Source organism: Kitasatospora sp. RG8, from assembly GCF_017813315.1.
Lineage (GTDB): Bacteria > Actinomycetota > Actinomycetes > Streptomycetales > Streptomycetaceae > Kitasatospora.
In genome coordinates this window covers 171,766-196,864 of record NZ_JAGIYX010000017.1, presented here as the reverse complement: position 1 = coordinate 196,864, position 25,099 = coordinate 171,766, and the positions used below count along the sequence as shown (strand labels likewise).

The following is a 25,099-nucleotide window of genomic DNA, read 5'->3' as shown; positions in this document are numbered from 1 at the left end:
CTCCCCGAACGACACCCCCACCCCGTCCACCACCAACGCCACCGCACCCGGCGACAACGCCACCCGCGCCTCGAACAACTCATGCGTCAACGACCCCGACAACACCTCCACCGACTCGTTCCACTCCACGAGCACCCGCCCACGGTCCACCTCACCGAGAACATCCACCGCACTCACCCGGGTCCCGGGATCGGCGGCCACCGCGTCCAGCACACGCGCCAGCCTGCGCGCGAGCCGGTCCGCCGCCTCCGGGTCGAAGAGGTCCGCCGCCACGGTCACCGTGCCGCGCACCCCGGCCGGCGTACCCTCGGCGTCGAAGGCCTCACCCACCATGACGTCCAGGTCGAACTTGGCCACCGGCCGTTCCAGCGGCAGCGGTTCGGCCGTGAGGCCGGGGAGGTCGAGGGTCGGCGCTACGGCGTCCCGGCCCTGTGCTGCCCCAGTGGTGCCCGCGACGGTGTTCAGCTTGGTGAGCACGGTCTGGAACAGGGGGTGGCGGGCCAGCGAGCGGGCAGGGGCCAGCTCCTCCACCAGGCGCTCGAACGGCACGTCCTGGTGCGCGAACGCCGCCAGCCCCGACTCCCGCACCCGCACCAACAGTTCGGCGAACGTCGGATCCCCCGACAGATCGGTCCGCAACACCAGCGTGTTCACGAAGCAACCGACCAGATCATCCAACGCCTCGTCCGTCCGCCCGGCGATCGCCGAACCGATCGGAACATCCGTCCCCGCGCCCAGACGCGACAACAGCACCGACAACCCCGCCTGCAACACCATGAACAGCGTCACACCCTCCGCACGCGCCAACTCCACCAACCTGGCGTGCAGTTCCGCAGGAAGCTCGAAGTCGGCGGTGTGGCCGCGGTGGCTCGCCACCGCCGGCCGCGGACGGTCGAAGGGCAGCTCAAGCTCCTCCGGCGCCCCCGCCAGAGCCTCACGCCAGTAGGCCACCTGGCGCGACAGCGAGCTGTCGGGGTCGCCCTCCGCACCCAGCAGCTCACGCTGCCACAGCGCGTAGTCCGCGTACTGCACCGGCAGCGCCGACCACGCCGGCGCAGCACCGCCCGCCAGCCGGGCCGCGTACGCGGTGGAGATGTCCCGCGCCAGCGGACCCATCGACCAACCGTCAGCAGCAACGTGATGAACCGTCAGCACCAGCACGTGTTCGTCCACGCCGACGGCAAGCAACCTGCCCCGCACGGGCACCTCGGCCGACAGGTCGAACGCGTACAGGGCCGCACGCTCCACCGCCCCGGACAGCTCCTCCGGCGCGACCTCCTCGACCGGCAGGTCCCACACCAACTCGTCCACACCCACGACCCGCTGGTACGGCTCACCACCCGACACCGCGAACACCGTACGGAGCGCCTCGTGCCGTTCGACGACGTCGCGCAGCGCCTGGGCCAGTGCGGTCCGGTCCAGCTCACCCGTCAGGCGGAGCACCATCGGGCTGTTGTAGGTGGCGCTCGGCCCCTCCAGTTGGCCGATGAACCAGAGCCGGCGCTGTGCGAACGACAGCGGGACGTGCTGGGGGCGTTGCCGCGCCGTCAGTGCGGTGCGGGCCACGTGCGTACCGGAGAGCCTGGCCGCGAGGCCGGCCACCGTGGGCGCTTCGAAGACGGCGGCGATCTCGACCTCGACGCCGAGGACCGCGCGGATGCGGCTGACCAGGCGGGTGGCGAGCAGGGAGTGTCCGCCGAGGTCGAAGAAGTTGTCGTCGACGCCGACGGCGGGCACCGCGAGGACGTCGGCGAAGGCCGCGCAGAGGAGCTCCTCCTGCGCGGTGACGGGGCGGCGGTCGGTCGTGGTGGCGTGCTCGGGTGCCGGGAGTGCGCGGCGGTCGACCTTGCCGTTGACGGTCAGCGGCAGCGCGTCCAGCACCACGACGGCAGACGGCACCATGTACTCGGGGAGCCGGTGTCCTGCGAACTCCCGTACCGAGGTGGTGATTTCCTCGCCCGTATCGCCGCCGGGAACCACGTAGGCGACCAGTCGGCGGTCTCCCGGCGCGTCCTCGCGCACCATGACCGCGGCGTGCGTCACGCCCGGGTGGGCGGCCAGCACGGCCTCCACCTCGCCCGGCTCGATCCGGAAGCCCCGCACCTTGACCTGGTCGTCGGCACGGCCGGCGAAGGCGAGCTGCCCGTCGGGCGTCCAGCGTGCCCGGTCGCCGCTGTGGTACATGCGGGTGCCGTCGGCGGCGAAGGGGTCGGCGACGAAGCGCTGGGCGGAGAGGCCCGGCCGGCCCAGGTAGCCGCGGGCGACGCCGGCCCCGGCGATGTACAGGTCCCCCAGGACGCCGGGCGCCACCGGTGCCAGCGACTCGTCCAGCACGTAGACCCGGACGTTGGGGTTGGGGCGGCCGATGTGGGGCCGGTCGCCGGGGGCGAGCGGGGTGGTCATGGTGGCGCAGACGGTCGCCTCGGTCGGCCCGTAGGCGTTGATCAGGCGCCGCCCGGGCGCCCAGCGCGCCACGAGGTCGGCGGGCAGCGTCTCGCCGGCCGAGATCAGGGTGGGGACCTGTGCCAGGTCGGCGGGGTCCAGGACGGCCAGGACTGCCGGGGGCAGGGTCACGTGCGTGACGCCGTGGCGGGCCATCACCTCGGCGAGCGCGGCCGAGGGCAGCAGGTCCTCCGCCGGCGCGACCACCAGGCCCGCGCCCGAGCAGAGTGCCATCAGCAGTTCCCAGCTGGCGGCGTCGAAGCCGACCGAGGCGAACTGCAGGACCCGGCTGTCCTCGTCGACCGCGCACCGCTCCCGTTGCACGGCGGCGAGGTTGGCGGCGCCCGCGTGGGTGAGCATGACGGCCTTGGGGGTTCCGGTGGAGCCGGAGGTGTAGATCACGTACGCGAGGGCGTCCGGGCCGAGGGGGACCGCGGGGTCGGTGGCCGGGGTCGCGGCCAGTTCGGCACGGACCCGGGCCGAGTCCACGGCCACCGTCAGGACGCGCCCCGACGGCAGTTCGTCGAGGATCTCCTCCTCGCCCAGCAAGGCGACCGCCCGGCTGTCGGCGAGCACGTACCGGATGCGTTCGGCCGGGTACTGCGGGTCGATCGGCAGGTAGGCGGCTCCGGCCTTCCAGGCGGCCAGCAGGGACACGACCAGGTCGGCGCCGCGGTGCTGGCAGACGGCGACGACGGACTCCGGTCCGACCCCGCGGGCGGCGAGAAGACGGGCGAGCCGGTTGGCCCGCTCGTCCAGCTCCGCGTACGACAGCCGCACCCCGTCGCCGACGACGGCCACGGCGTCGGGCCGGGCCGCCGCGTGGGCGGTGAACTGCTCCACGGCGGTGGCGGGCGGGACCTCGAAGGTGGTGTCGTTCCACTCCACGAGCACGCGGTGGTGCTCGTCCTCGTCCAGCAGGTCGATCCGGCCCACGGTGTCGGTGGGCGCCGCGCCCACCAGCCAGTCCAGGACCCGCCGCAGCCTTCGGGCGACGTCCTCGGCCGGCGCCGCGTCGGGCAGGGAGGCGTTCACGTCGACGTCGAGCTGGACGCCGAAGGAGCCGCCGCGGTCGTAGACGTCGACGCGGGTGTGGTCGATCGGCCCGTTGGACAGGTTGTGCGCGGCGCCGACGCGGCAGTCGCCCAGGCTCTGCGGGTAGGCGAAGGACATGGCGTTGACGTGGATGCCGCACAGGGCGTCGCCGTCGGTCAGGTGCAGGTCCCGCAGCGTGTCCTCGTAGCGGTAGCGCTGGTGGCGCAGCCCCTCGCGGATGGTCCGGGCGGTCTGGCGGACGAGGTCCTCCAGGCTGGTCCGGGGCTCGATGCGCAGCCGCAGCGGCACGTTGTTGGAGGTCATGCCGGGGACGGCGAGCTCGCGCCGTCCCGTCCGGCCGGCGACGGGCAGGCCGACGACGACGTCGCGCTGCCCCGTGACGCGGTGGCGGTAGAGCGCCGCGGCGCAGATCATCAGGCCGGTGAGGCTGGTGCGCAGGCGGCGCGCGGCCGCTTTCAGGTCGGCGGCCTGGTCGGCGGTCAGGGCGGTGGTGTGGCGGACGAGCCGCTCCGGCAGCCGGTGGCCGCGTGTCCGGCGTGCGGTGCCCGCGTCCGTCACCTCGGGGAGGTCGGAGAGCACTCCCAGCCAGTACGCGCGGTCGCGGGCGAAGTCGGCCGACTCCCGGTACGCGCGGTCGGCGTCGAGGAGCACGGAGAGGGGCTCCAGTGCCGCGTCGTCGGGGTTCTGGCCGGCCAGGAGGAGGTCGTGGATCCGGGCGGCGCGGGTGGCGATCGTGGCGCCGGCCAGGCCGTCGGCGACCAGGTGGTGGTAGCCGAGGTACCAGAGGTGCAGGCCCGGGGCGAGGGTGAGCAGGGCGAAGGTGAACAGCGGACCGCCGGTGAGGTCGGCCGGCCGGGCGAGGCGCTCGCGCATCCAGGCCTCGGCGGCGGCGCGCGGGTCGGGTTCGGCACTGAAGTCGACGACGTGGAGGGGCTGTTCGGGGGCGTCGCCGATGTACTGCCGGGGGGTGCCGGCGTCGACGCGGAACCGCAGGCGCAGGGTCTCGGCCTCGGCCGCGACCCGGCCGAGCGCCTCGGCGAAGAGGTCGACGTCCAGGTCGCCGTGGAGCTCCAGGTACTCGCCGATGTTGTAGGCCGGGTTCTCCGGCGCGAGCTGCTGTGCCTGCCAGACGCCGAGCTGACCGGCCGTCAGGTCTCGGAGTTCACCTTCGAATGCAGCCATTCCTGCGCACCCCAAACGTTTCGACTCGCCAGACTCGCCAACTGGTGGGAGCGGGCGTCGGCCGCCGTCTCGGCATGCCGATGTGCGCCCGGCTTCCAGGGAGTTGGTGCTGTGCTTCGGTGGTCAGCACTCTTAGCGCCGCCATCGGCGGCCCGCATCACGACTCGGAGGAGCCACACGTGTGCGGCCCGCCGCGGACGGGCGGGCCGAACGACCGTGGCCCAATCCTCTGTAATCACTGACTGTCGTACAACTGGTCGACTGCGGCGGTTGAACAACGCGCCGCACTCCGCAAAGCCGCCCGCCCGTCGCGTACGCCCACCGCGCGGGCGGTGCGTACGGGACGAACGGGCGGTGCGTACGGGACGAACGGGCGGTGCGTACGGGACGGACGGATACGACGCACAACGGACGGACGCTGCGGACGGGCCGTACGGGACGGACGGGCACAACGCAGAACGGACGGACGGCAGAGGGTACGCACGGCCCCGTTCCCCCAGCCGCCCCGGCGGCCCGGGGCCGCCCTCCGGACACGCGCGCCTACCCCTGCCGGCGGTCCTGTTCGGCGGTGAAGCGGCCCACCTTGTGGATGACGTCGGCGCTGTAGAGCCGCAGCGCCTGCTGGAGCGCGAACTCCGCCATGTAGAGGCGGAACGCGTCCACCGGTTCCTCGGCGAGGTTGAGCATCCGCCGGTTGGCGACGACCGCCTGCCCGCGCAGGCGCTCCAGGCTCCGCTCGATCGCGAGGTCCAGCTCGTCGCTCTCGTGGACCTCGTCGACGAACAGCGCCGCCTGCGGTTCGTGCGCGTGGACGCGGCGGCCGCCGAGGATGACCTGACGGGCCAGGCGGGGCCCGGCGGCGCGGGTGAGGCGGAAGTTCGACGCGCCCGGCACGATCCCTTCCTTCGCGGCCGGCAGGCTGAGGTAGGAGTCGGCGGCGGCCAGCACGTGGTCGAAGACGAGCAGGAGCTGCGCGCCGCCCCCGATGGCGAAGCCGTCCACGGCGGCGACCCAGGGCTTCTCGACGGTGGCGGGGCGCCAGCCGGCGCCGTCGCCGACGAGGAGGCCGCGCAGGATCTTGTGGATGTAGCCGAGCTCGCGCCGCAGCAGGAAGTCGACCAGGGAGATCCCGCCGCCGTGCAGGGCCTTGAGGTTGATGCCGGCGCTGAAGACCCGTCGGCCCCGGTAGCGGGGGTGGGTCATCTCGCCGCCGCGCAGCAGACAGACCTCCACCTCGGGGTCCAGCAGCGCGAGGTCGACGGCGGTCTCCATGTCGTCGATCTGCTGGTTGTCCTCGGCGTTCAGCCGGTCGTGGCCGCACATGGTCAGCCGGGCGACGGCGCCGGTGCGCTCCAGCTGCACCGAGCCCAGGTCGGCGCGGCCGGTGGCGGTGAACAGTGGCAGCAGCTCCAGGGCCCGCGGGGTGGGGCGCAGCATCGCCTCGACCAGGTGCGCGCCCGCGGTGGGCGAGCGCAGGAGGTGGCTGAAGAAGAGCCCCTGGTCGATCTCGTGGCCTTCCTTCCCCGCCTGGGTCCTGGCGCGTTCGCCGGCCAGCTGGGCCGCGGTCGGCACCAGACCGGGGAAGGCCTCGGCGGCGGCGTCGGCGAGTTCGGCCAGGCGCAGGTGCAGCGTCCGGCCGGCGGTGAGTTCGTCGTGGACGGCGTCCACGTGGGTGCGGAGGAAGGCCTCGCGCAGGGTCCGGGTGGCGTCGACGGCTTCGGCCGCGGCGGCGCGCTGGGCGGTGGAGCGCTCCGGCGGGTCGGGCAGGATCGCCAGCAGGTCCTCGGTGTGGGCGGCGGCCGCGGCCAGTGCGGCGCGGGCGGTGGCGAGGTCGCCGCCCATGGTCCGCAGGTCGTCCTCGCGGGTCTGCGGGCGGGCGGGGGTGTCCCCGGGGCCGGGCGGGCGGGAGGCCTTCGGGGCCCCGGGGGTTCCCGGGTCGCCGGGGCCGGCCTCCGGGGGGCGGCGGGCGCTCATGAGGCGGCTCCGGCCGCGCGGCGCAGGGTCCGGTCGACGGCCGCGAGGTGGACGCCGAGGGCCTCCTCGAAGCTGGTGGTGGCGGCGTCGGCCATGAGCTGGCGTCGGAGGGCGAGTTCGGTGCCGCTGACGGCGCCGGCGCGCCGGGCGACGGTGGCCAGGGCGCCGGCGACGTCCTCGGTGAGCTCGTCGACCAGGTGCAGGGCGAGCGCGTCGGTGGCCTCCACCGGGGTGCCGAACAGGACGGCGCGCCGGATGGCGGCCGCGCTCGCGCCGTGCTGGGCGAGCCGATACAGGGCCATGCCGGGCCAGGTCGCGCCGTCGCCGACAGGCACGACCAGGCGCACCGAGGCGGTGGCGATGCGGTAGTCGGCGGCGAGCATCGCGTCCAGGGCCGTGCCCCCGCAGTCGCCGTCGGCGAGGGCGATGGTGGTGGCGGGCAGCCGCTCCAGGCGGCGCAGTGCGCGTTCCCACTTGCTGACCAGCGACACCGTCAGCTCGCCGGTCCAGGTGCTGTCGGGGACGCCGCCGACCTGGAGGACGACCCTGCCGCGGCCGGCCCGGTCCTCCGCGGTGTCGCAGACGGCGGTGACCGCCGCGACGCTCTCGGGCGTCAGCGGCCTGGCGCCGTCGACGACCAGGGAGATGTCCTCGGGGCCCAGCCGGACGCCGGCGGTGTCCACCGTGCTTGTCTTCTCGCTCACCTGAGTCTCCATCACCATTGCAGCAGCGCGGTTTCGATCGTCGAGCCCGGTCCCATGGTCATCATGACGACGTGGTCGCCGGCCCTGGCGACGCCCTCCTGGAGCAGCCGCTGGTAGGAGAAGAGGAACGATCCGCTGGACAGGTTGCCGAAGTCGCGGAGCACGCCGGTGGTGTGCCGCACGTCGTGCCGGGTCAGTCCGAGGTTGACCCGCACCGCGTCGATGACCTTCTTGCCGCCGGAGTGCACCAGCCACTGGCCGATGTCGCTGCGGCGCAGGCCGGCGCCGTCCAGGAGGCGGTCGACGACCTGTTCGGCGTTGGCGCCCACGACGTAGGGCACGTGCGGGTCGAGGTAGAAGCTGAACTTGCCCTGGTCGTCGTCCCAGTCGTAGCGCATCGCGTCGATGGCCTCGGTGATCAGGTGGCTGGCGAAGCCGAGGATCCGCGGTCCTCCCGCGCCCGCCGGCACGTCGGCCGGGGCGCCGGCGGTGTCCGGCGGGTCGGCGACCAGCGCGATCGCGGCCGCGCCGTCCCCGAAGAGGCTGTTGACCACGGCGGTGCGCATCGTGGAGTCGATCACGTAGGCGGCCGAGCAGGCCTCGGCGCAGAGCAGCACCGCGACCTTGCCGGGGTTGGCCGTGGCCCACGAGGCGGTGGCGTTGAGGGCGTTGAGGCCGGCGTTGCAGCCCATGCCCACCACGTCGACCCTGCTGGTCCTGGGCGCGATGCCCATCTCGCGGATGAGGTGGGCGCTCAGGCCGGGGGTGAGGAAGCCGGTGGTGGTGGTGCAGCACAGGTAGTCGATGTCGTCGAGTTCGAGGCCGCTCTCGTCCAGGCAGGCCCGGACGGCCCTGGCGCCCATGTCCAGCGCCAGCCGCTTGTGCTTGGCGAGCAGCTCGCCCTGTGCCTCCGGCAGTACCGCGCCGTCGGCGTCCCGCGGGGGGACGGTGAGGTAACGGCGCTCGATCGCGCTGTTGAGGAAGACCGATCGGACCCTCGGATCGGTGATCCGGAAGATGTCGAGCAGTTCCCGCTGCGCGTAGGACTGCCCGGTGTTGGCGGTGCCGACTCCGACGATCCGGGCGGCGCTGAGGGCCTGCTTGCTCTCGGGTGCCGGGGGCTCCAGCACCCCGACGTTCGAACGGCCCTGACGGCCGGTCGTGCCCGGACGCGTCGTGCCCTCCGGTCGGCCGGGTCGGCCCGGGCGGCTGCTGCTGGCGGTCATCGGAACGTCCACCCCCACATACGGGTCTTGCTGCGGACACGGCGTACTACTGCCGACACTGCTGGTACCTCCGGCTCGGATCGGTGTGCGGGCTCTCTCGTGCGGGTCCCGGGGACGGATGCCGCCGGTTCCCTCGTGCGGTACGGGTCGGTACGGGGCGGGGCGGGGCGGGGCGGGGCGGGGCGGGTCGGTACCGGGCGGGGCGACCGCGCCCGCGTCCGGCGCCGTGGCGGGGACGCGGAGGCGGTCGCCCGGGTGGTCTGCCCGACTCGCCCCGCGGGGTCAGTCCTTGGCCATGGCCTCGATCAGGCTCTTGGGCCGCAGGTCGGTCCAGGACTTCTCGATGTAGTCCAGGCAGTCCTGGCGGGGCGCCTCGCCGAAGACGGTGTTCCAGCCCTCGGGCACGTCGGCGAAGACCGGCCACAGGGAGTGCTGGCCCTCGTGGTTGACCAGGACCAGGAAGGAGGCGTCGGGATCGTCGAACGGGTTCGCCATGGGTTGTCCCTTTCTCGGTGTTGTGGACGGCCCGGGCCCGGGCCGTGCCGGGTGCTCGGGCGCATGCCCGGGCGGGTGCCGTCCCGGTTCCGGGCAGGTACCCGGACAGGATCCGGGCAGGTACCCGGACAGGATCCGGGCAGGTACCCGGACAGGATCCGGGCAGGTACCCGGACAGGATCCGGGCAGGTACCCGGACAGGTTCCGGGCGGGTAGTCGGGCAGGTGGTCGGGGGCTCAGGCGCCGGCCTGGGCCTTGATGAACCGCGTCAGCCGGCCGACCCCGTCGGCGATCTCCTCGTGGGTCAGGTAGCTGACGGAGAGGCGGATCTCGTGTTCTCCGCCGCCCTCCGGATAGAAGTACGACATCGGCGTCCAGATGACCCCGAACTCCTCCGCCGACCGGGTCAGCGCCGCGTTGTCCGCCCGGAACGGCACCGACAGGGTCAGGAAGAAGCCGCCGGTGGGCTCGTTCCAGCGCACTCCCAGTGCGGCCCGCTCGACCGACGGCAGGTGCTCGGCGAGCTGCTTGAGGGTCACGCGCATCGCGTCGCCGTAGTACGCGGCCGTCCTGGCCCTCAGCCGCGAGGCCTCCTCCGGGTCCGCCAGCAGCATGCCGGCGACGACCGCCTGACTCACCGGCGAGGTGTTCACCGTGATCATGCTCTTGATCCGGGTGAGCTCGTCGGCCAGCAGACCCTCGGTGCCGTCGGGGCCCATCACCACCTGGTCGGCGACGACGAAGCCGACCCGCGCGCCCGGGAAGAGCGTCTTCGACAGCGAGCCCAGGTGAACGACCCGCCGCTCGCGGTCCAGGGACTTGAGGGTGGGCAGCTGTGCGCCCGGGCTGACGATCCGGTACGGGCTGTCCTCCAGGATCAGGATGTCGTGCCGGGCCGCCAGTTCCAGCAGCTCCCGGCGGGCGCTCAGGGTGAGCGTGGCACCCGAGGGGTTCGAGTGGTCGGGGATCACGTAGAACGCGCGGGGGCGGCGTCCGCGCGCCCGCTCGGCGAGGATCGCCGCCTCCAGGGCCGTGCACGAGAAGCCGTCCGCGCCCTCCGCGACCGCACCGACCGGCACGTCCAGCACCCTGGCCGCGCCGGTGATCCCGACGTAGCAGGGGCTGGAGACCAGCAGCACGTCGTCCGGCCCGGAGATCAGCGCCCGCACGGCGAGGAACATCGCCTCCTGCGCGCCGACCGTCACGACGACGGACTGCGGGGGTACGTCGACGTCCTCCTCCCGCCGAAGCCACTGCGCGACCAGCTCACGGATCTGCCCGCTGGTCGGTCCGTACTGGAACAGCGCCGAGCGGATCTGCCCGGGCGACGCCCCGCCCTCCTCCAGGTGCTCCAGGTACCGGCGCAGGTGGGTGAAGATCTGCTCCGTCTCGAAGAAGCCGTCGTACGGCCGACCCGGCGCGAAGGACAGTGCGTCGGGGTAGCGGTGGGTGATCTCGTTCAGGAAGTTCATCGTGTCGAGGACCGGGTCCGACACGGAGGCGTGCAGGTCCGCGCGCCTCAGGCCCGGACCCGGCATCCCCTCGGACGACTCACGACCCACCGGCTCACCACCTGCCGGCTCACGGAGTACCGGCTCGCGGAGTACCGGCACCGGGCCGTACCCGGAGGCGCCGTGCCCGGAGGTGTGCCCGGGCGGGGCGAGCCGCACCAGCCCGGTGCCCGCGTCCCCCACCGACGGCGTGCCGGTGAGGATCATCGTCTCGGTCAACTCGTCGGCCAGGATGCCCAGGACGTCGGCCACGCCCTGCTCGCGTCCCACCGCCAGCGCGTGCAGGACCGGGCGGCCCACCAGCACCGCGTCCGCCCCCAGCGCCACCGCGGCCAGCACGTCCGCGCCGCGCCGCACCCCGCCGTCCAGCAGCACCGGACAGGCGCCGCCGACCGCGGCCGCGATCTCCGGCAGGACGTCCAGCGTGGCGGGGGCGCCGTCCAGCTGCCGCCCGCCGTGGTTGGACACCACCAGGCCGTCGACGCCCGCGGCCAGCGCCCGCGTGGCGTCGGCGGCGGTGACGATGCCCTTGACCAGGACCGGGAGCGTGCTGACCGACCGGAGCCAGTCGATCACCGACCAGTCCAGCGTGGCGTCGAACTCGGCGAGCGCGTGCGCGCCCGGCTCCTCGTACCCGCCGCCCTCCAGGTTCGCCGGCCCGACTCCGGCCGGTACCCGGAAACCGTTGCGGAGGTCCCGCAGCCGCCGGCCCAGCCGGGGCGCGTCCACCGTCAGCACCAGCGCCTCGAACCCCGCCGCCGCCGCCCGCTCGATCAGACGGCGCGTCACGGACCGGTCGCGGAAGCAGTACACCTGGAGCCAGAGCGGGGCGGAGGCCGCCAGGGCGATCTCCTCGAACGTGCGCCCAGCGAACGTGCTGACCACCAGGGGCACGCCGGCCGACCCCGCGGCGAGCGCCGTGGCCGTCTCCCCCGCCGGGTGGGCCAGCGTGTGGTAGGCCATCGGCGCGATGCCCACCGGCATCCGCCAACGGCGTCCCAGGATCCGCGTCCCCAGCTCCGGCCGCGCCACGCCGGCCAGCAACCGGGGCAGCAGCCGGACGCGCTCGAACGCCTCCAGGTTCGCCGCCAGCGTGCGTTCCCCGCCGGCCCCGCCCTCCAGGAAGTCCCAGGCGCCGGCGTCCAGCGCCCCCGACGCGGCCTCGCCGTAGTCGGCCAGGGTCAGCAGCCGCCCGTCGGCCCCGCCGGTCACTGCGCGGCCAGCCGGTCACGCTCCACGGCCTCGTACAGCGCCCGGATGTTCGAGCTGCCGAAGCCGCGCGATCCGCGGCGCTGGATCAGCTCGAAGAACAGCGTGTTCCGCTCGTACGGGGAGCGGCTGAACAGTTGGAGCAGGTAGCCCCACTCGTCACGGTCGGCCAGCACCTGCGCCTCGCGCAGCTCCGCGATCTCCTGGCCCATCTCCGGGAACCGGTCGCCGAGCATCTCGTAGTACGTCCCCGGGGTGGCCAGGAACTCCACGCCGCGCTCCCGGAAGTCCCGGACCGCCGGCACGATGTCGTCGACCAGGAACGCCAGGTGCTGGACGCCGGGGCCGCCGTTGCGGGCGAGGAAGGCGTCCAGCTGGCCCGGCTCCCGCGCCGGATCGGGCGCCACCAGCGTGAACACCACCCGTCCCGACCCGCTGCTCACCACCACCGAGTCCATCGCCTGCCCGCCGACGGCGACGTACTCCGAGGAGAACCGCTCCAGGCCGAAGGCGTCCCGGTAGAAGTCGGCGTACCGGTCGAGGGCACCACCCTCAAGGCAGACCGCGATGTGGTCCAGCGCCCGGACCACGCCGCCCGCACCCGCCGTCCCGGAACCGGCCGCCGTCCCGGAACCGCCGGCCGTACCGGAGCCGGCCGGTCCGCCGTGCCACCGGAAGCCCGCCGGCAGCCCGGCGGCGGCAGCGGGCGACAGCAGGGTGTGGCAGACCTCGCCGAACCCCGACACCACCGGCCAGCGCTCGTCGGACCTGACCGGCTCGGCGCCGGCCTCCACCGCCGCGTCCCGGGTGGCCACCACGTCGTCGCAGACCAACGCGATGTCGGCGATGCCGTCCCCGTGCTCGTCCAGGAACCGCCACATCCCGCGGCCCGAGCTGACGACCAGCTGCACACCGCCCTGGCGCAGCAGCACCGAGCTGCGGTCCGGCGTGACGCGGTCCGCGACCCGCGTGAAGCCCATCGCCGACTCGAAGTAGTCGACGGTGGACACCTTGTCCCGGGTGTACAACTCCACATACGCAATGTCTTGCACGGCCATGGGAAACCTCCTGAAAGGGCCGGTGGACGATCGGCGCCTCGGCGGGGGTGCCGGCCCGCCGGACCGCGGCCGTCCGGCACCCCCGCCCTCAGCCTGCTACCAGCGCCACTCCTGCTGCTTGAACAGGTGCCCGGCCGGGATGCCGCGGTCCTTGCACCAGGTGAGGAACTCCTCGATCTGCTTGATCTGGTACGTGTCCGGGGTGTAGGTGGTGGCCATCACGTGCCCCAGCCAGTCCTCCTCGCCCATCGCGTACACGTACGCCTCGCCCGCGCCCAGCTCCGTCATGATCGCCGCCGCCTGCTCCGCGTTGGAGCCCGACAGCTTGCGCGAGTTGCTCATCTTCTTCGTCACCGGGATCGTCAGCAGCGCCTGGTACAGCCACGTCAGCGGCGCACCGTCGCACTCCATGCCGAGGAACGCGATGTCCGCCGTCCCCAGGTGTCCCTTGATGTAGCGGTACAGGGCCGGGTCGATCCCCGAGGAGTCGGCGCCGACGAAGACCTTCTTGCCCGCCAGCTCGACCCAGTACGTCGACTTCGCCCGGATGTCGAGGTCGCAGTGCTCGCCCAGGAACGGCGTCGCGGTGACCTTGCCGCCCGGGAACTCCACCTCGTCGAAGTCGTCGACCTCGATCACCGGGAAGCCCTGGTGCCGCAGCGCCAGCGCCATCGACGGGTCGGCCAGGTTGCCGCGCGACGACCGCGGCACGACGATCGCCCCGACCCGTCCGCGCAGCTGGAGCAGCGTCTCCAGCACGATGTGGTCCTGGTGGCCGTGCGTGATGACCACCAGGTCGATGTAGTCCGGCAGGTCGTCCAGGGTGTACCGGTCGCCGGCGGTGCTGTCCGCGCTGATGAACGGGTCCGTCACGACCGCCGCCTGCGGCGTCTGGAGCACCAGACACGCGTGGCCGAAGTACCGGATCCGCCCGCCCGCCTCGATGTGCCGGTCCTCCGCCCCTGAGGGCCGGTCGGTCAGCAGGCCCGACAGCTGCTTGGCCTGCGCGTCGTCCAGCTCCAGCGCCTCGCGCAGGTGAGCCAGGGTGGTCGGCCGCACCCGCGTCCTGAACAGTTCCTCCAGGCCCGGGTGCCGGAACGGGATCGCGAGCTCCAGCACGTCCGGCGACGTCAGCCGGGGCGTGCTCAGCACGAACGGCCGCTCGACGCCGGTCTCCAGGGACAGCTGAAGCGACTGCCGCGACTCCTGGTAGACCTTGCTCTTGTAGACCACCGGCTCCATGAAGCGCATCTGCGCCTGGTTGTCGGTGTCGTAGGCGAGCTCCACCAGGCCGCCCAGCTCCGCCGGGAGCTTCGGGTACAGCGGGGTCAGGTCGAAGCCGGTCGCGTTCGCCCGCAGGAGCTCCTGGCCCTCGGCGATCGCCTCCGCGAACTTCAGGATGTCCGCCCGGTCCCGCTTGATCGCGGCGAGCAGGTCCCGCACCTCGTCGGCCCGCTCCTCCGGGATGTTGATGAAGTAGCCGCCGCGCAGCTCGGGGTTGTTGCTCGCCGCCACGTGCACCTGCGGCGACTGGAGGTACGACTCCAGCAGCGGCACCTGGAGGAACGCCAGATTCATCGCCGACTGCACCGGAGCCATCGTGTACGGCCAGGCGAAAAACCTGTCGATCAGCGGCTCGACAATCGCCTTCGACCGCAGAAACAACTGCTCCTCAGCCATGTACGCCCACCCTCCAAGAAAAGGGAAAAGATCCCGACCAGACCCGACCAGACACGAATCGCCCCGGCGGCCACGCCGCCCGGACCACGGAGACACCACACGGAGGACGGCCGCGGGCCCGAAGGAAAAGGGGTCCCCGCAAAGGAGGAGGGCCCCCACAGATGAACCCCCGGACCGCCCGCCCCGGGGCACCCGCCCCGCTCCCGAAGCAGGATGACCCCACCTCCACCACGCGAACAACCCCCGGCCCCGCGCACCGCCGTTCAACCGCCGCAGAGCCTCCGTTGAACACCCCGGCCGGTTGCGCGCGCCCCGCCGGCCCACCCACGGCCGACCCGCCGCGGGCGTGACGGCGGCGTGACGGCCGGGTGGTGGCGGCACGCGGGTCGAACAGTCGTCCGCGGGCATGCCACGGCCGGACGTGGTGGGCTAGGGTCGCCCGGGGTGCGTCCCGCGTCCGTACGCCGGCCGGCCGGCCCGCGGGCCGCTGCGAACGCCCCGGCGGCACCGGTCGCCGTGGCCGCCGTGGCCGCCGTGGCCACCGGCTGCGGGGGCTCATCACCACCCGTCCGCGCGGGAAGCCGCTCGTGGCCGTCGCCTCCGGGGCGGGACACCTCCGGCCCTCCGTCACCGACCGGCCGTCACGGAGCCCGTCACGGGCAGGCTCTGACGGACGGGCTCTGACGGACAGACCGTGCCGGAGACGACGCCACCCGGCCGGGCGGCCGACGGGCCGCACCGGACCGGGGGCACACCCAACCGGGCGGCTCGGCCCGCGCGCCCCGCGCCGTTGCCGGGGCGGCCTCGGTAGCTTGACCGCGGCGGCAGTCGGCGACGACGACAGCGGCCACAACGGCAGCAGCGGACTCCGGAACACCTGGCGGGTGCAGATGGTCAGTGGCGAGCTCGATCTCACCGGTCTCCGGCGCGTCTACGGGCGGCCGGGCAGCAGGCTCTTCTACCGGGCGGTCTGCCGCAACGCCCGGCACTGGGGGTGGACCGAGCCCGGCCAGTCCAAGTGGCGCTGCTGGCGGGCGCAGCGTCAGTTGGAGGGCGTCCTGGGCCGGAAGCTGGCCCTGCCCGCCGGCTCGCGGGTGCTGGACGCCGGCTGCGGGTCGGGCGTGGTGGCACGGGAGCTGGCGAAGCGGTTCGGCGTGCGGGTCACCGGCGTGGACGTGCTGGACTTCCACGTCCGGGAGGCCCGCCGGCTGAGCGTCCGGGCGGCGCTGGAGGACCGGACCACCTTCTCCTGGGGCGACTACCACGACCTGGAGTTCGCCGACGGCTCCTTCGACGGCGCGTACTCGATGGAGACCCTGGTGCACGCCTACGACCCGGCGCGTGCCCTGGCCGAGTTCCACCGGGTGCTGCGGCCGGGCGGCCGGCTGGTGATCCTGGGCCCGGTGGGGGCCCCGCGGGAGGAGATGAGCCCCGAGGGCCGCGCGGTGCTGGGGCCGTACCTGGACGCCATGTCCTTCCCCGGTGCGAAGCGCTACGACACCCGGAGCCTGAACGACCTGCTGATCGGCGCGGGCTTCCGGATCGAGGAGGCGCTCGACGCCACCGCCCGCTACCGCCCGACCTCGGACGCGCTCTACGCGTACTTCCGGGCGCCGTACGCGCTGCTGCGGCTGTTCGGCCCGGCGGAGCGGTGGCTCGGCATGCGGTCGGTGGTGGAGATGTACCAGATCCGGGACTACGTCTCCTGGTACGTGCACACCGCCGTCAAGCCGTAGCCCTGCCGTGGCTCCAGCCCTGGCCACGGTTCTCGCTCCGACTCCAGCCCTGGCCACGGTTATCGCCCCGGTCCCGGCCCCGGCCCCGGCCCCGGCCGCCGACGTCCGTCGCGGGGTCCGTCAGACGCGCGCGCCGAGCATCCGCAGCACCAGCTCGGCGTAGCGCCGGCCCAGTTCCTCCGGCGTCTCGCTGCTGCGCCCGGTGTACCAGCGCGAGACGTCGATGCCGAGCGAGGTGACGGCGCGGGCGGCGGTCCGCACCTCGGCGACCTCGAAGTCGCCGGTGGCCGCGCCCGCCTCGATGAGGTCGCTCACCTCGCGTTCGATGTCCAGCCGCAGCGCGGCGACCACCGCGTAGGCGTCCTCGGGCAGCGCGTGCAGCTCGTAGTTGACCACTCGGCCGACCGTGCGGGCCCGGGCGTGCCAGGCGGTGAACTCCTCGACGAGCCGCCGCATCCGGGTCACCGGGTCTGCCCCGCCGGCCACCGCGGCCCGGACCAGCTCCAGCGTGGCGGCGTGCCCGGCCCGGCTGATCTCGGCCAGCAGGGCGGCCTTGGACGGGTAGTGGATGTACAGCGCGGCCGGGCTCATGCCGGCGCCGGTCGCGATGTCCCGGGTGGTGGTGGCGTGGAAGCCGCGCTCGGCGAAGGACTCGACGGCGGCCTGGAGCAGCCGGTACGCCGCCTCGGGGCGGGCGTCGGCGCCGCCGGGCAGGGTGGGCCAGAGGTCGGCGATGGGCGTGCTGGTCATGGCGCCATCCTCCCAGATCGGTCGTACAGGCATTCAGGTCGCACGGGCCCCAGCGGTCACGGACGGCACTCCGCCGTCGGTCACGGACGCCGCCGCCGTCACCGACGGGTGGACGCCGCGGTGTGGCGTGCGGCCCGGCGGACCGGTGGCGGGCGGGTGCCGGGGCCTGTTGACAGGGTCCCCCACCGACAGCATGCTAAGCAAGCGCTTAGTCACGAGCGTCACCAACCGGCCACCCCCCCCCGGCCGGACCACGCGAAAGGACCCTCCGTGGTGCACTCCTTCAAGGGCCAGGTGGCCGTCGTCACCGGATCCAGCCGGGGCATCGGCCTCGGGATCGCGCGCGAGCTGGTCGCGCGCGGCGCCCGGGTCTGCCTGACCGCCCGCAACGCCGAGCCGCTCGCCGAGGCCGTCCGCGACCTGGGCGGCCCCGAGGTCGCCATCGGCATCGCGGGCAAGGCCGACGACCCGGCCCACCAGGACGAGGCGGTCGCCCGCACCCTGGAAGCCTTCGGACGGCTCGACCACCTGGTCAACAACACCGGCATCAACCCGATCCACGGCCCGGTGCTGGACACCGACGAGGGCGCCGCCGCCAAGATCCTCGCCGTCAACGTGCTGGCCCCGCTGGCCTGGACCCGCCGCGCCCACGCCGCCTGGATGGGCGAGCACGGCGGCTCGGTGGTCAACGTCGCGTCCGTCGCCGGCATCCGGTCCTCGCTCGGGATCGGCATGTACGGGGTGTCCAAGGCCGCGCTGATCCGGCTCACCACCGAGCTGGCCGCCGAACTCGGCGGCCAGGGCATCCGGGTCAACGCCGTCGCGCCCGCCGTGGTGAAGACCAGGTTCGCCGAGGCGCTGTTCGAGGGCCGCGAGGAGCAGGTCGCCGCCGCCTATCCGCTGGGCCGGCTCGGCGTGCCGGAGGACGTCGCGGGCGCGGTGGCGTTCCTGCTCTCCTCCGACGCCGCCTGGATCACCGGCCAGACCCTGGTGGTCGACGGCGGCGTGACCCTGGGCGGCGGGCTGTGAGCGGGGCCGGGGACGCCGACGTGACCGGGGTTGTGACCGACGACGTGACCGGGGCCGGAGAGGCAAGCGGGGCCGGAAAGGCAACCGGGGCCGGGGACGGGGACACAACGGGAACCGCCGCCGGGGAGCCGGTGGACTTCACCGGCCAGGGCGTGGTGGTCACCGGCGCCGGCCGGGGCATCGGCGCCGCGCTGGCCCGCGCCTTCGCGGCGGCCGGCGCCCGGGTGGTGGTCAACGACCTGGACGCCGCGGCCGCCCGCGCGGTGGCCGCCGAGACCGGCGGCACCGCCGCCCCCGGCGACGCCGCCTCGGCGGAGGGCCTCGCCGACCTGGTCGGCCGGGCCCGCGAGGCGCTCGGCGAGATCGACGTCTGGTGCGCCAACGCCGGAGTCGCCCCGGTCGGCGGGGCCGGCGCCCCGGCCGACGTCTGGGCGGGCGCCTGGGAGGTCAACGTGCTCGCCCACGTCCGGGCCGCCGACCTGCTGCTCCCCCGCTGGCTGGAACGCGGCACCGGCCGGTTCGTGGCCACCGTCTCGGCCGCCGGGCTGCTCACCATGCTCGGCTCGGCGCCGTACGCCGTCTCCAAGCACGGCGCGCTGGCCTTCGCCGAGTGGCTCTCCGCCACCTACCGTCACCGTGGCCTGCGCGTCCACGCGCTCTGCCCGCAGGGCGTGCGCACCGACATGCTCGCCTCGACCGGTGCGGTCGGCGAGGCGCTGCTGGCACCGACCGCGCTGGACGCGAAGGACGTCGCCGAGGCGACGCTGGACGCCCTGCGCCGGGACCGCTTCCTCGTCCTGCCGCACCCCGAGGTGGCCGAGTACTACGCCGTCCGCGCCACCGACCCGGACCGCTGGCTGGCCGGTGTCAACCGGCTCCAGCAGGGGCTGGAAAGGAGTGGAGCCCTGTGAGGGCCTGGCAGGTCACCGAGCTGGGCGAGCCCCGGGCGGCCATGCGGCTCGTCGGGGACGTCCCGCGGCCGGTCCCCGGGCCGGGGCAGCTGCTGGTCCGGGTGCGGGCCGCCGCCGTCAACTTCCCGGACGCGCTGATGGTCCGGGGCCAGTACCAGGTGCGCCCGCCGCTGCCGTTCACCCCAGGGGTGGAGCTGTGCGGCGAGGTGGTGGCCGGGGAGCGCGCGGGCGAGCGGGTGATCGGCAACCCGGTGCTGCCCGGCGGCGCCTTCGCCGAGTACGCGCTGCTGGAGGCCGCGGCCGCGTTCCCGGCGCCCGGGCCGCTGGACGACGCCGAGGCCGCCGCCCTGCACATCGGCTACCAGACCGCGTGGTTCGCCCTGCACCGCCGGGCCGGGCTGCGGCCGGGCGAGACGCTGTTGGTGCACGCGGCCGCGGGCGGGGTCGGCAGTGCGGCGGTCCAGCTCGGCCGGGCGGCCGGGGCGCGGGTGATCGCCGTGGTCGGCGGGCCCGGCAAGGCGGCCGTCGCCCGGGAGCTGGGCGCGGACCTGGTGGTGGACCGGACGGCCGTGGACTTCACCGCCGCGGTCAAGGAGGCCACCGGCGGGCGCGGCGCGGACGTGGTCTTCGACCCGGTCGGCGGCGCCGCGTTCACCGGCTCGACCAGGTGTGTCGCCTTCGAGGGCCGGATCGTGGTGGTCGGGTTCGCGAGCGGCGACATCCCGGCGGCGGCGCTCAACCACGCGCTGGTGAAGAACTACAGCATCCTCGGCCTGCACTGGGGCCTCTACAACTCCCGTGACCCGCAGGCCGTCCTGGCCGCGCACGAGGAGCTGACCGAGCTGGCCGGGGCCGGTGTGGTCCGCCCGCTGGTGAGCGCCCGCCTGCCGCTGGCCCGGGCGGCCGACGCCGTCCAGCGGGTCGCGGACGGGCGCAGCACCGGGCGGGTGGTCGTCCTCGGCGAGTGAGGCCTGATCACCGGGCCGCGCCCGCGCCCCCGGCTATGACGTCGAGGGCCGGGCGCGGCGCGCGGCCGAGGAGGGCGGGCAGGGCGTTGTCGAGCTGACGACCGTCCAGGAAGCCGTGGGCGACCGCCGAGTAGGTGCTCAGCACCATCGGGACCTGGAAGGGCGCCGCGTCCGACGCCGCCACCGCCTCGCGGGCCTCGGCGAGGGTGGCGGGGCGGTAGGCGACCGGGCGGCCGGTGGCCCGGCCGAGCGCCGCGGCGACGTCCGCTCCACCGATTGCCTGCTCGCCGACCAGTTCGTAGACCCGCCCGGCGTGCCCGGCCGGGGCCAGGGCCACGGTGGCCGCGACCTCGGCGAGGTCGGCGCGGGCGACGGCGGCCAGCCCGCCGTCGCCGAGCGGCGCGGTGATCACGCCGTCCTGGTCGGGCGCGGCCAGGACGCCCAGCAGCTCGGCGTAGAGGCCGTTGCGCAGGATCGTCCAGCTCAGGGTTGTCGACGCGCGCAGCCGGCGCTCGGTCCAGCGGTGGGCCGCCGCGTATCCCAGGTGGTCGCCGTCGCCGGAGAGGCTGGTGTAGACGACGTGCCGGACGCCGGCGCGCTCGGCGGCCTCGATGGCCGCCCGGTGCCGGGCGACCACCACGTCGTCCTCGCCGTAGCCGGCCGAGATCAGCAGCAGTGTCCGGACCCCGGTGAAGGCTTCCGTCAGCGTCCCGGGCCGGTCGAAGTCCACCGTCCGGACCGGGACGCCGGCCACCGGGGTCCGGTCGGGGGTGCGGCTGCCGGCCACGACGCCGTCGAGGCCCCCGGGCAGCTTCGCCAGCCGCTCCAGCACGAGGGCGCCGAGTCCGCCGTTGACACCGGTCACGAGAAGCATGGTTCCTCCAGGATGGTTTCCGGGCGCCCGGCTCGGCGCCCTGCCCTGCGACCATCCTCGGTAGCCTGGGGTTCCGGCGTAAGGAGGCACTTTCATGTCAGTGGGGCACACCGCGGTAACCACCCCCCGGCCGGTGGTCTGGTGCGAGGACGGGGTGGACTGCGGGATCCGTGACCTGCTGGACCGACTCGGCGACAAGTGGTCGGTCCTGGTGCTGGTCGAACTCGCCCAGGGTGTCCGGCGGTTCCGTGAGCTCCAGCGCGCCGTGACGGGGATCTCGCAGCGGATGCTGACCCTGACGGTGCGCCGGCTGGAGCGGGACGGCCTGGTGTCGCGCACCGTCCACCCGACCGTCCCGCCCCAGGTGGACTACGCGCTCACGCCGCTCGGCCACAGCCTGACCCACCTGGTCCGGGCGATGGCGGACTGGTCCTACGACCACCACGACGCGATCGTCGGTTCCCGGCGGGACTGGGACGCCGCCAACCCGGGTTCGGAGATCCGCTGAGGCTCCGCCGGGATCGCTGGGATCGGCTGGGCTCCGCTGAGATCCGCTGAGATCCGCCGGGATCCGCTGAGGCTCCGTCCTACCGGGCGAACTCCATCTCCGGGAAGCGCGGCGAGGGCCCGTCCAGCAGGTGGTCGTCGTGTCCGCGCAGCCAGCGGTCGAAGAACGACGCGACGTAGGCCCGGGTGGCGAGCACCGCCCGGTCCGGGCGGATGTCACCGACGTCGGCCCGCAGGGCGTCGCCGGGCACCGCGCCCTGGCGGGCGAGTTGGGGCAGCAGCGACTGCGCGTCGGTGTACGAGCCGTGCCGGGAGCCGGTCAGGGTGACGTCGGCCTTCCAGCCCCGGGTGTGCTGCCAGAAGGCGTCCCAGCCGGGCTGGTGGTGGTAGTCGCCGGAGTCCTCGCTCCCGGTGCCCATCAGAAGGAACGGGCGGTCCAGGCCGTCCTCGGCGACGCTGCCCAGGTGGACGCCGGTACCGTCCGGGCCGGGGAAGTGGAACTGGCCGTCCAGGTTGACGCCGGCCGCGATCCGGGGGTCGTCGTGCATGGCCTGGGCGGCGGTGAAGCCGCCCGCGGAGTGGCCTGCCATGCCGATCCGGGTGAGGTCGAGCGAGGCGGCCAGGCGGGCCGGCAGCCGTCCGTCGGTGCGCAGCGCGGCGAGTTCGTCCAGGACGAAGCGGGTGTCGTCGACCCGGGTCTGCAGGGCCTTGCGCAGCAGGGCGCCGATGTCGGTGCCGGGCCCGGCCAGGCCCGGGAGGGCGGACTCCACGAGGCGGCCGTCGGGGAACTCCACCTCGGAGGCGTCGTAGGGGTGGTCGACGGTGACGACGACGTAGCCGCGCGAGGCGAGGTCCTCGACCAGACCGGTGCCCCAGGTGCGGGGGTCGCCCAGCCCGGCCGAGAAGAGCACCACCGGGCGCGGTCCGCCGCCGGGCAGCACGGGTGCGTCCTGCCCGGCGTGGGTGCGGACGCCGGACCAGTCCGTCCGGCCGGGCTCCACGCCGTAGTTGAAGACGGCGGCGCCGTCCTTGCCACCGAAGTGCGCGGCGGCGCGGGGCTCCATGTAGCGGGCCCGTTCGTCGCCGTACGCGGGGCGGGTGGCCGGGTACCAGAAGCTGACCATCAGCTCGCGCGGCTGTCCTGGCTGCCACGGGTCCTGCCGGCCGAGGTCGGTGAGGTGCAGTGCGGTGGTGCCGACGGCGTAGGGACCGGTGGGCTGCGGCAGTGCGGCCCGTGCCTGGCGTTCCGTCACGACCGGTGCCCCGGCCGCCGCGGCGGGTGCGGCCGCCGCGCCCAGCAGCGCCGTCGCCGCCACCAGCGCGGCGATGCCCGTCCGTGCCGCCCGTCCCTGTCCCCGTGTGCGCATGGTCTCCCTGCTCCCCGTGTCGTCCGCCCGCCGCCTCCGGCCGGCCCGTACGCCGACAGTACGGGCCGAGGTGGCGGGCGGACGTCATACCGCGGTGCCAACCCGCCGGGTACTACCCGGGTATGACGCAGGTCAGCGGTACCGCCGGAGCTCGCGGTGGGCCAGTGAGCGCTTGTGCACCTCGTCCGGTCCGTCGGCGAGGCGCAGCGTCCGGTTGCCGGCCCAGAGCTGGGCGAGCGCGGTGTCCTGGCTGACGCCGGCCGCGCCGTGGGCCTGGACGGCCTTGTCGAGGATCCATTCGACGGTGCGCGGGGTGGCGATCTTGATGGCCTGGATCTCGGTGTGGGCGCCGCGGTTGCCGACGGTGTCCATCAGCCAGGCGGTCTTGAGGACGAGCAGCCTGAGCTGCTCGATCCTGACGCGGGATTCGGCGATCCAGTCCTGGACGACGCCCTGTTCGGCGAGCGGCCGGCCGAAGGCGACCCGGTCCAGCGTCCGTCGGCACATCAGCTCGACGGCGCGCTCGGCCATGCCGATGGCGCGCATGCAGTGGTGGATGCGGCCGGGCCCGAGCCTGGCCTGGGCGATGGCGAATCCGGAGCCCTCCTCGCCGATCAGGTTGGCGGCGGGGACGCGGACGCCGTCGAAGTGGATCTCGGCGTGGCCGCCGTGGTCGGAGTCGTCGTAGCCGAACACCTTCATCCCGCGCCGGACGGTGACGCCGGGGGTGTCGCGCGGGACGAGGATCATGCTCTGCCGGCGGTGCGGCTCGGCGTCGGGGTCGGTCTTGCCCATCACGATGAGGATCCGGCACTGCGGGTTCATCGCCCCGGTGATGTACCACTTCCGGCCGGTGACGACGTACTCGTCGCCGTCGCGCTCGATCCGGGTGGCGATGTTGGCGGCGTCGGAGGAGGCGACGTCGGGCTCGGTCATCGCGAAGGCGGACCGGATGCGGGCGTCGAGGAGGGGTTCGAGCCACTGTTCGCGCTGCGCGGCGGAGCCGAACTGGGCGAGCAGCTCCATGTTGCCGGTGTCGGGGGCGGCGCAGTTGAGGGCGGGCGGCGCGAGCTGCGGGCTGCGGCCGGTGATCTCGGCGAGCGGCGCGTACTGGAGGTTGGTGAGGCCGGCGCCGTGCTCTCCCGGCAGGAAGAGGTTCCAGAGCCCCTGCTTGCGCGCCTCGGCCTGGAGCTCGGCGACCACGGGCGGGATGTCCCAGTGCGGACGGTCCGGGTCGGCGAGCTGCTCCTCCAGGACGGGCTCGGCGGGGTGGACGTGTTCGTCCATGAAGGCGAGCAGCTGCTCGCGGAGGTCGTCGGTCCGGGCGTCGTGGGCGAAGTCCATCAGCTCTCCTTGAGGGTGCTCAGGCCGTGCCGGGCGAGGACGGGCACCATCTCGCCGGCGCGCTCGAAGCCGGTACCGAGGGTGCGGCCCTGCTGGTAGCGGTAGAAGATGCCCTCGGCGACGGCGGCGAGCTTGAACGAGGCGAAGGCGACGTACCAGTCCAGGTCGGCGGCCTGACGTCCAGTCAGTTCGGCGTAGTACGACACGATTTCGTCCGGCTTCGGGAAGCCTTGCGCGGCCATGGCGGAGGGGATGATGCCGCCGCCGACACCCGCGAGTTCGGTGTACATCACCAGCAGGCCGACGTCGGTGAGCGGGTCGCCGAGCGTGGACATCTCCCAGTCGAGCACGGCGGTGATCGCGTCGGCGTCGTCGACGAGCACGTTGTCCAGGCGGTAGTCACCGTGCACGAGGGCGGGCGCCGGGGAGACGGGCAGCCGTTCGGCGAGCAGGGCGTGCAGCCGGTCGAGCTCGGGCAGGTCCCGGCTGCGGGAGGCGGCGAGTTGCTTGGACCACCGGCGCAGCTGGCGCTCCAGGTAGCCGTCCGGGTGGCCGAAGTCAGCCAGGCCCACGCCGGCCGGGTCGATCCGGTGCAGGGCGGCGAGGGTCTCCACCAGCCGCCGGCCGAGGGCGCGCACCCGCTGCTCGCCGAGGGCGGCGAGGGTCGCGGCATCGCGGTGGGCGGTTCCGGACACGTACTCCATGAGGTACCAGGGCGCGCCGAGCACGTCGGTCCCGGGGTCGATCAGCAGGGTGCGCGGGACGGGCACGCCGGAGTCGCGCAGGGCGGTCATGACCCGGTACTCGCGGCCCATGTCGTGGGCGGTGGCCAGGACGTGCCCGAGCGGAGGCCGGCGCAGCACCCGGCAGGCCGTGCCGTCGGTGAGCCGGTAGGTGAGGTTGGAGCGGCCGCCCTCGATGAGCTCGGCCCGCAGCTGCCCCTGGACGGCACCGGGCAGCTCGCGGTCCAGGTGGGCCCGGAGCCGGGCCAGGTCCAGGCCGGGCGGGTCGGCAGGGGTCTCGGGCATCGGGCGGCTCCTCGGGGGTCGATTCCGTCGCGTTGACTAAGCGCTTGC

Annotated in this window: 18 protein-coding genes; 5 read left to right on the top strand and 13 right to left on the bottom strand. The window is 74.1% G+C overall.

The annotated features are described in order from the left end of the window. The 8 genes from J5Y04_RS24655 to J5Y04_RS24620 form a co-directional block, all read right to left on the bottom strand. On the bottom strand, positions 1–4,680 hold a 4,680-nt coding region (locus tag J5Y04_RS24655; RefSeq protein WP_209414269.1), incomplete at its 3' end, for a non-ribosomal peptide synthetase. 540 nt (positions 4,681–5,220) lie between these two features. After that, positions 5,221–6,522 (bottom strand): (3,5-dihydroxyphenyl)acetyl-CoA 1,2-dioxygenase DpgC, encoded by a 1,302-nt coding sequence (dpgC, locus tag J5Y04_RS24650; protein WP_209414292.1) that lies wholly within the window; start codon positions 6,520–6,522, stop codon positions 5,221–5,223. Positions 6,523–6,650: 128 nt separating this feature from the next. Further along, complete coding sequence (gene dpgB, locus J5Y04_RS24645) at positions 6,651–7,358, bottom strand: enoyl-CoA-hydratase DpgB (RefSeq protein ID WP_307853268.1); 708 nt, start codon at positions 7,356–7,358, stop codon at positions 6,651–6,653. Positions 7,359–7,369: 11 nt separating this feature from the next. After that, positions 7,370–8,584, bottom strand: a complete 1,215-nt coding sequence (gene dpgA, locus J5Y04_RS24640; protein ID WP_209414268.1) for a 3,5-dihydroxyphenylacetyl-CoA synthase DpgA — start codon at positions 8,582–8,584, stop codon at positions 7,370–7,372. Between the two features lie 282 nt (positions 8,585–8,866). Next, a complete protein-coding gene (locus J5Y04_RS24635) occupies positions 8,867–9,079 on the bottom strand; it encodes an MbtH family protein (protein WP_209414267.1) in 213 nt (70 codons plus the stop codon). Positions 9,080–9,315: 236 nt separating this feature from the next. Continuing rightward, entirely contained in the window at positions 9,316–11,802 is a 2,487-nt protein-coding gene (locus tag J5Y04_RS24630; RefSeq protein WP_209414266.1) for an aminotransferase class I/II-fold pyridoxal phosphate-dependent enzyme, read from the bottom strand. Then, a complete protein-coding gene (gene hppD, locus J5Y04_RS24625) occupies positions 11,799–12,857 on the bottom strand; it encodes a 4-hydroxyphenylpyruvate dioxygenase (protein WP_209414265.1) in 1,059 nt (352 codons plus the stop codon). Before hppD ends, J5Y04_RS24630 begins: the two co-directional genes overlap by 4 nt. Before the next feature lie 96 nt (positions 12,858–12,953). Further along, positions 12,954–14,537, bottom strand: coding sequence for an MBL fold metallo-hydrolase (locus J5Y04_RS24620; RefSeq protein WP_209414264.1), 1,584 nt, complete (start codon positions 14,535–14,537; stop codon positions 12,954–12,956). A gap of 812 nt (positions 14,538–15,349) precedes the next feature. Between J5Y04_RS24620 and J5Y04_RS24615 the strand changes: the two genes are divergently transcribed. Further along, positions 15,350–16,273 carry a class I SAM-dependent methyltransferase gene (locus J5Y04_RS24615; protein ID WP_209414263.1) on the top strand — a complete coding sequence of 308 codons (924 nt, stop codon included), beginning with the start codon at positions 15,350–15,352 and terminating at the stop codon, positions 16,271–16,273. A gap of 120 nt (positions 16,274–16,393) precedes the next feature. On the opposite strand, the gene J5Y04_RS24610 is transcribed toward J5Y04_RS24615, so the two are convergent. Next, entirely contained in the window at positions 16,394–17,023 is a 630-nt protein-coding gene (locus J5Y04_RS24610; protein ID WP_209414262.1) for a TetR/AcrR family transcriptional regulator, read from the bottom strand. 270 nt (positions 17,024–17,293) lie between these two features. Here J5Y04_RS24610 and J5Y04_RS24605 point away from each other — a divergent pair, with 270 nt between their 5' ends. From J5Y04_RS24605 to J5Y04_RS24595, 3 genes are all read left to right on the top strand, one after another. Further along, on the top strand, positions 17,294–18,052 hold the full coding sequence (locus J5Y04_RS24605; RefSeq protein ID WP_209414261.1) for an SDR family oxidoreductase: 759 nt from the start codon (positions 17,294–17,296) through the stop codon (positions 18,050–18,052). Positions 18,053–18,183: 131 nt separating this feature from the next. Further along, complete coding sequence (locus J5Y04_RS24600; RefSeq protein ID WP_209414260.1) at positions 18,184–18,963, top strand: SDR family oxidoreductase; 780 nt, start codon at positions 18,184–18,186, stop codon at positions 18,961–18,963. Then, positions 18,960–19,931, top strand: a complete 972-nt coding sequence (locus J5Y04_RS24595) for an NADPH:quinone oxidoreductase family protein (protein ID WP_209414259.1) — start codon at positions 18,960–18,962, stop codon at positions 19,929–19,931. The genes J5Y04_RS24600 and J5Y04_RS24595 overlap by 4 nt, the downstream gene beginning before the upstream one ends. A 7-nt stretch (positions 19,932–19,938) precedes the next feature. On the opposite strand, the gene J5Y04_RS24590 is transcribed toward J5Y04_RS24595, so the two are convergent. Further along, on the bottom strand, positions 19,939–20,805 hold the full coding sequence (locus tag J5Y04_RS24590; protein WP_209414258.1) for an NAD(P)H-binding protein: 867 nt from the start codon (positions 20,803–20,805) through the stop codon (positions 19,939–19,941). Between the two features lie 94 nt (positions 20,806–20,899). Between J5Y04_RS24590 and J5Y04_RS24585 the strand changes: the two genes are divergently transcribed. Then, the gene (locus J5Y04_RS24585; protein ID WP_209414257.1) at positions 20,900–21,313 is read left to right on the top strand and encodes a helix-turn-helix domain-containing protein; all 414 of its coding nucleotides are present in this window, start codon (positions 20,900–20,902) and stop codon (positions 21,311–21,313) included. 79 nt (positions 21,314–21,392) lie between these two features. Here the strand turns inward: J5Y04_RS24585 and J5Y04_RS24580 are convergent, their stop codons facing one another. The 3 genes from J5Y04_RS24580 to J5Y04_RS24570 all read right to left on the bottom strand — a co-directional run bounded on the left by J5Y04_RS24580 (position 21,393) and on the right by J5Y04_RS24570 (position 25,051). After that, positions 21,393–22,679 (bottom strand): esterase, encoded by a 1,287-nt coding sequence (locus J5Y04_RS24580; protein WP_209414256.1) that lies wholly within the window; start codon positions 22,677–22,679, stop codon positions 21,393–21,395. A 132-nt stretch (positions 22,680–22,811) separates the two neighbouring features. Then, positions 22,812–24,023 (bottom strand): acyl-CoA dehydrogenase family protein, encoded by a 1,212-nt coding sequence (locus J5Y04_RS24575; protein ID WP_209414255.1) that lies wholly within the window; start codon positions 24,021–24,023, stop codon positions 22,812–22,814. Then, a complete protein-coding gene (locus tag J5Y04_RS24570; protein WP_209414254.1) occupies positions 24,023–25,051 on the bottom strand; it encodes a phosphotransferase family protein in 1,029 nt (342 codons plus the stop codon). The genes J5Y04_RS24575 and J5Y04_RS24570 overlap by 1 nt, the downstream gene beginning before the upstream one ends. Positions 25,052–25,099 lie beyond the last annotated feature (48 nt).

Coding starts and splice junctions, on each gene's coding strand:
- J5Y04_RS24635 (WP_209414267.1), bottom strand. CDS start 9,079: ATGGCGAACCCGTTCGACGATCCCGACGCCTCCTTCCTGGTCCTGGTC.
- hppD (WP_209414265.1), bottom strand. CDS start 12,857: ATGGCCGTGCAAGACATTGCGTATGTGGAGTTGTACACCCGGGACAAG.
- J5Y04_RS24590 (WP_209414258.1), bottom strand. CDS start 20,805: ATGCTTCTCGTGACCGGTGTCAACGGCGGACTCGGCGCCCTCGTGCTG.
- J5Y04_RS24585 (WP_209414257.1), top strand. CDS start 20,900: ATGTCAGTGGGGCACACCGCGGTAACCACCCCCCGGCCGGTGGTCTGG.
- J5Y04_RS24575 (WP_209414255.1), bottom strand. CDS start 24,023: ATGGACTTCGCCCACGACGCCCGGACCGACGACCTCCGCGAGCAGCTG.
- J5Y04_RS24620 (WP_209414264.1), bottom strand. CDS start 14,537: ATGGCTGAGGAGCAGTTGTTTCTGCGGTCGAAGGCGATTGTCGAGCCG.
- J5Y04_RS24580 (WP_209414256.1), bottom strand. CDS start 22,679: ATGCGCACACGGGGACAGGGACGGGCGGCACGGACGGGCATCGCCGCG.
- J5Y04_RS24610 (WP_209414262.1), bottom strand. CDS start 17,023: ATGACCAGCACGCCCATCGCCGACCTCTGGCCCACCCTGCCCGGCGGC.
- dpgC (WP_209414292.1), bottom strand. CDS start 6,522: ATGGGCGGCGACCTCGCCACCGCCCGCGCCGCACTGGCCGCGGCCGCC.
- J5Y04_RS24570 (WP_209414254.1), bottom strand. CDS start 25,051: ATGCCCGAGACCCCTGCCGACCCGCCCGGCCTGGACCTGGCCCGGCTC.
- dpgA (WP_209414268.1), bottom strand. CDS start 8,584: ATGACCGCCAGCAGCAGCCGCCCGGGCCGACCCGGCCGACCGGAGGGC.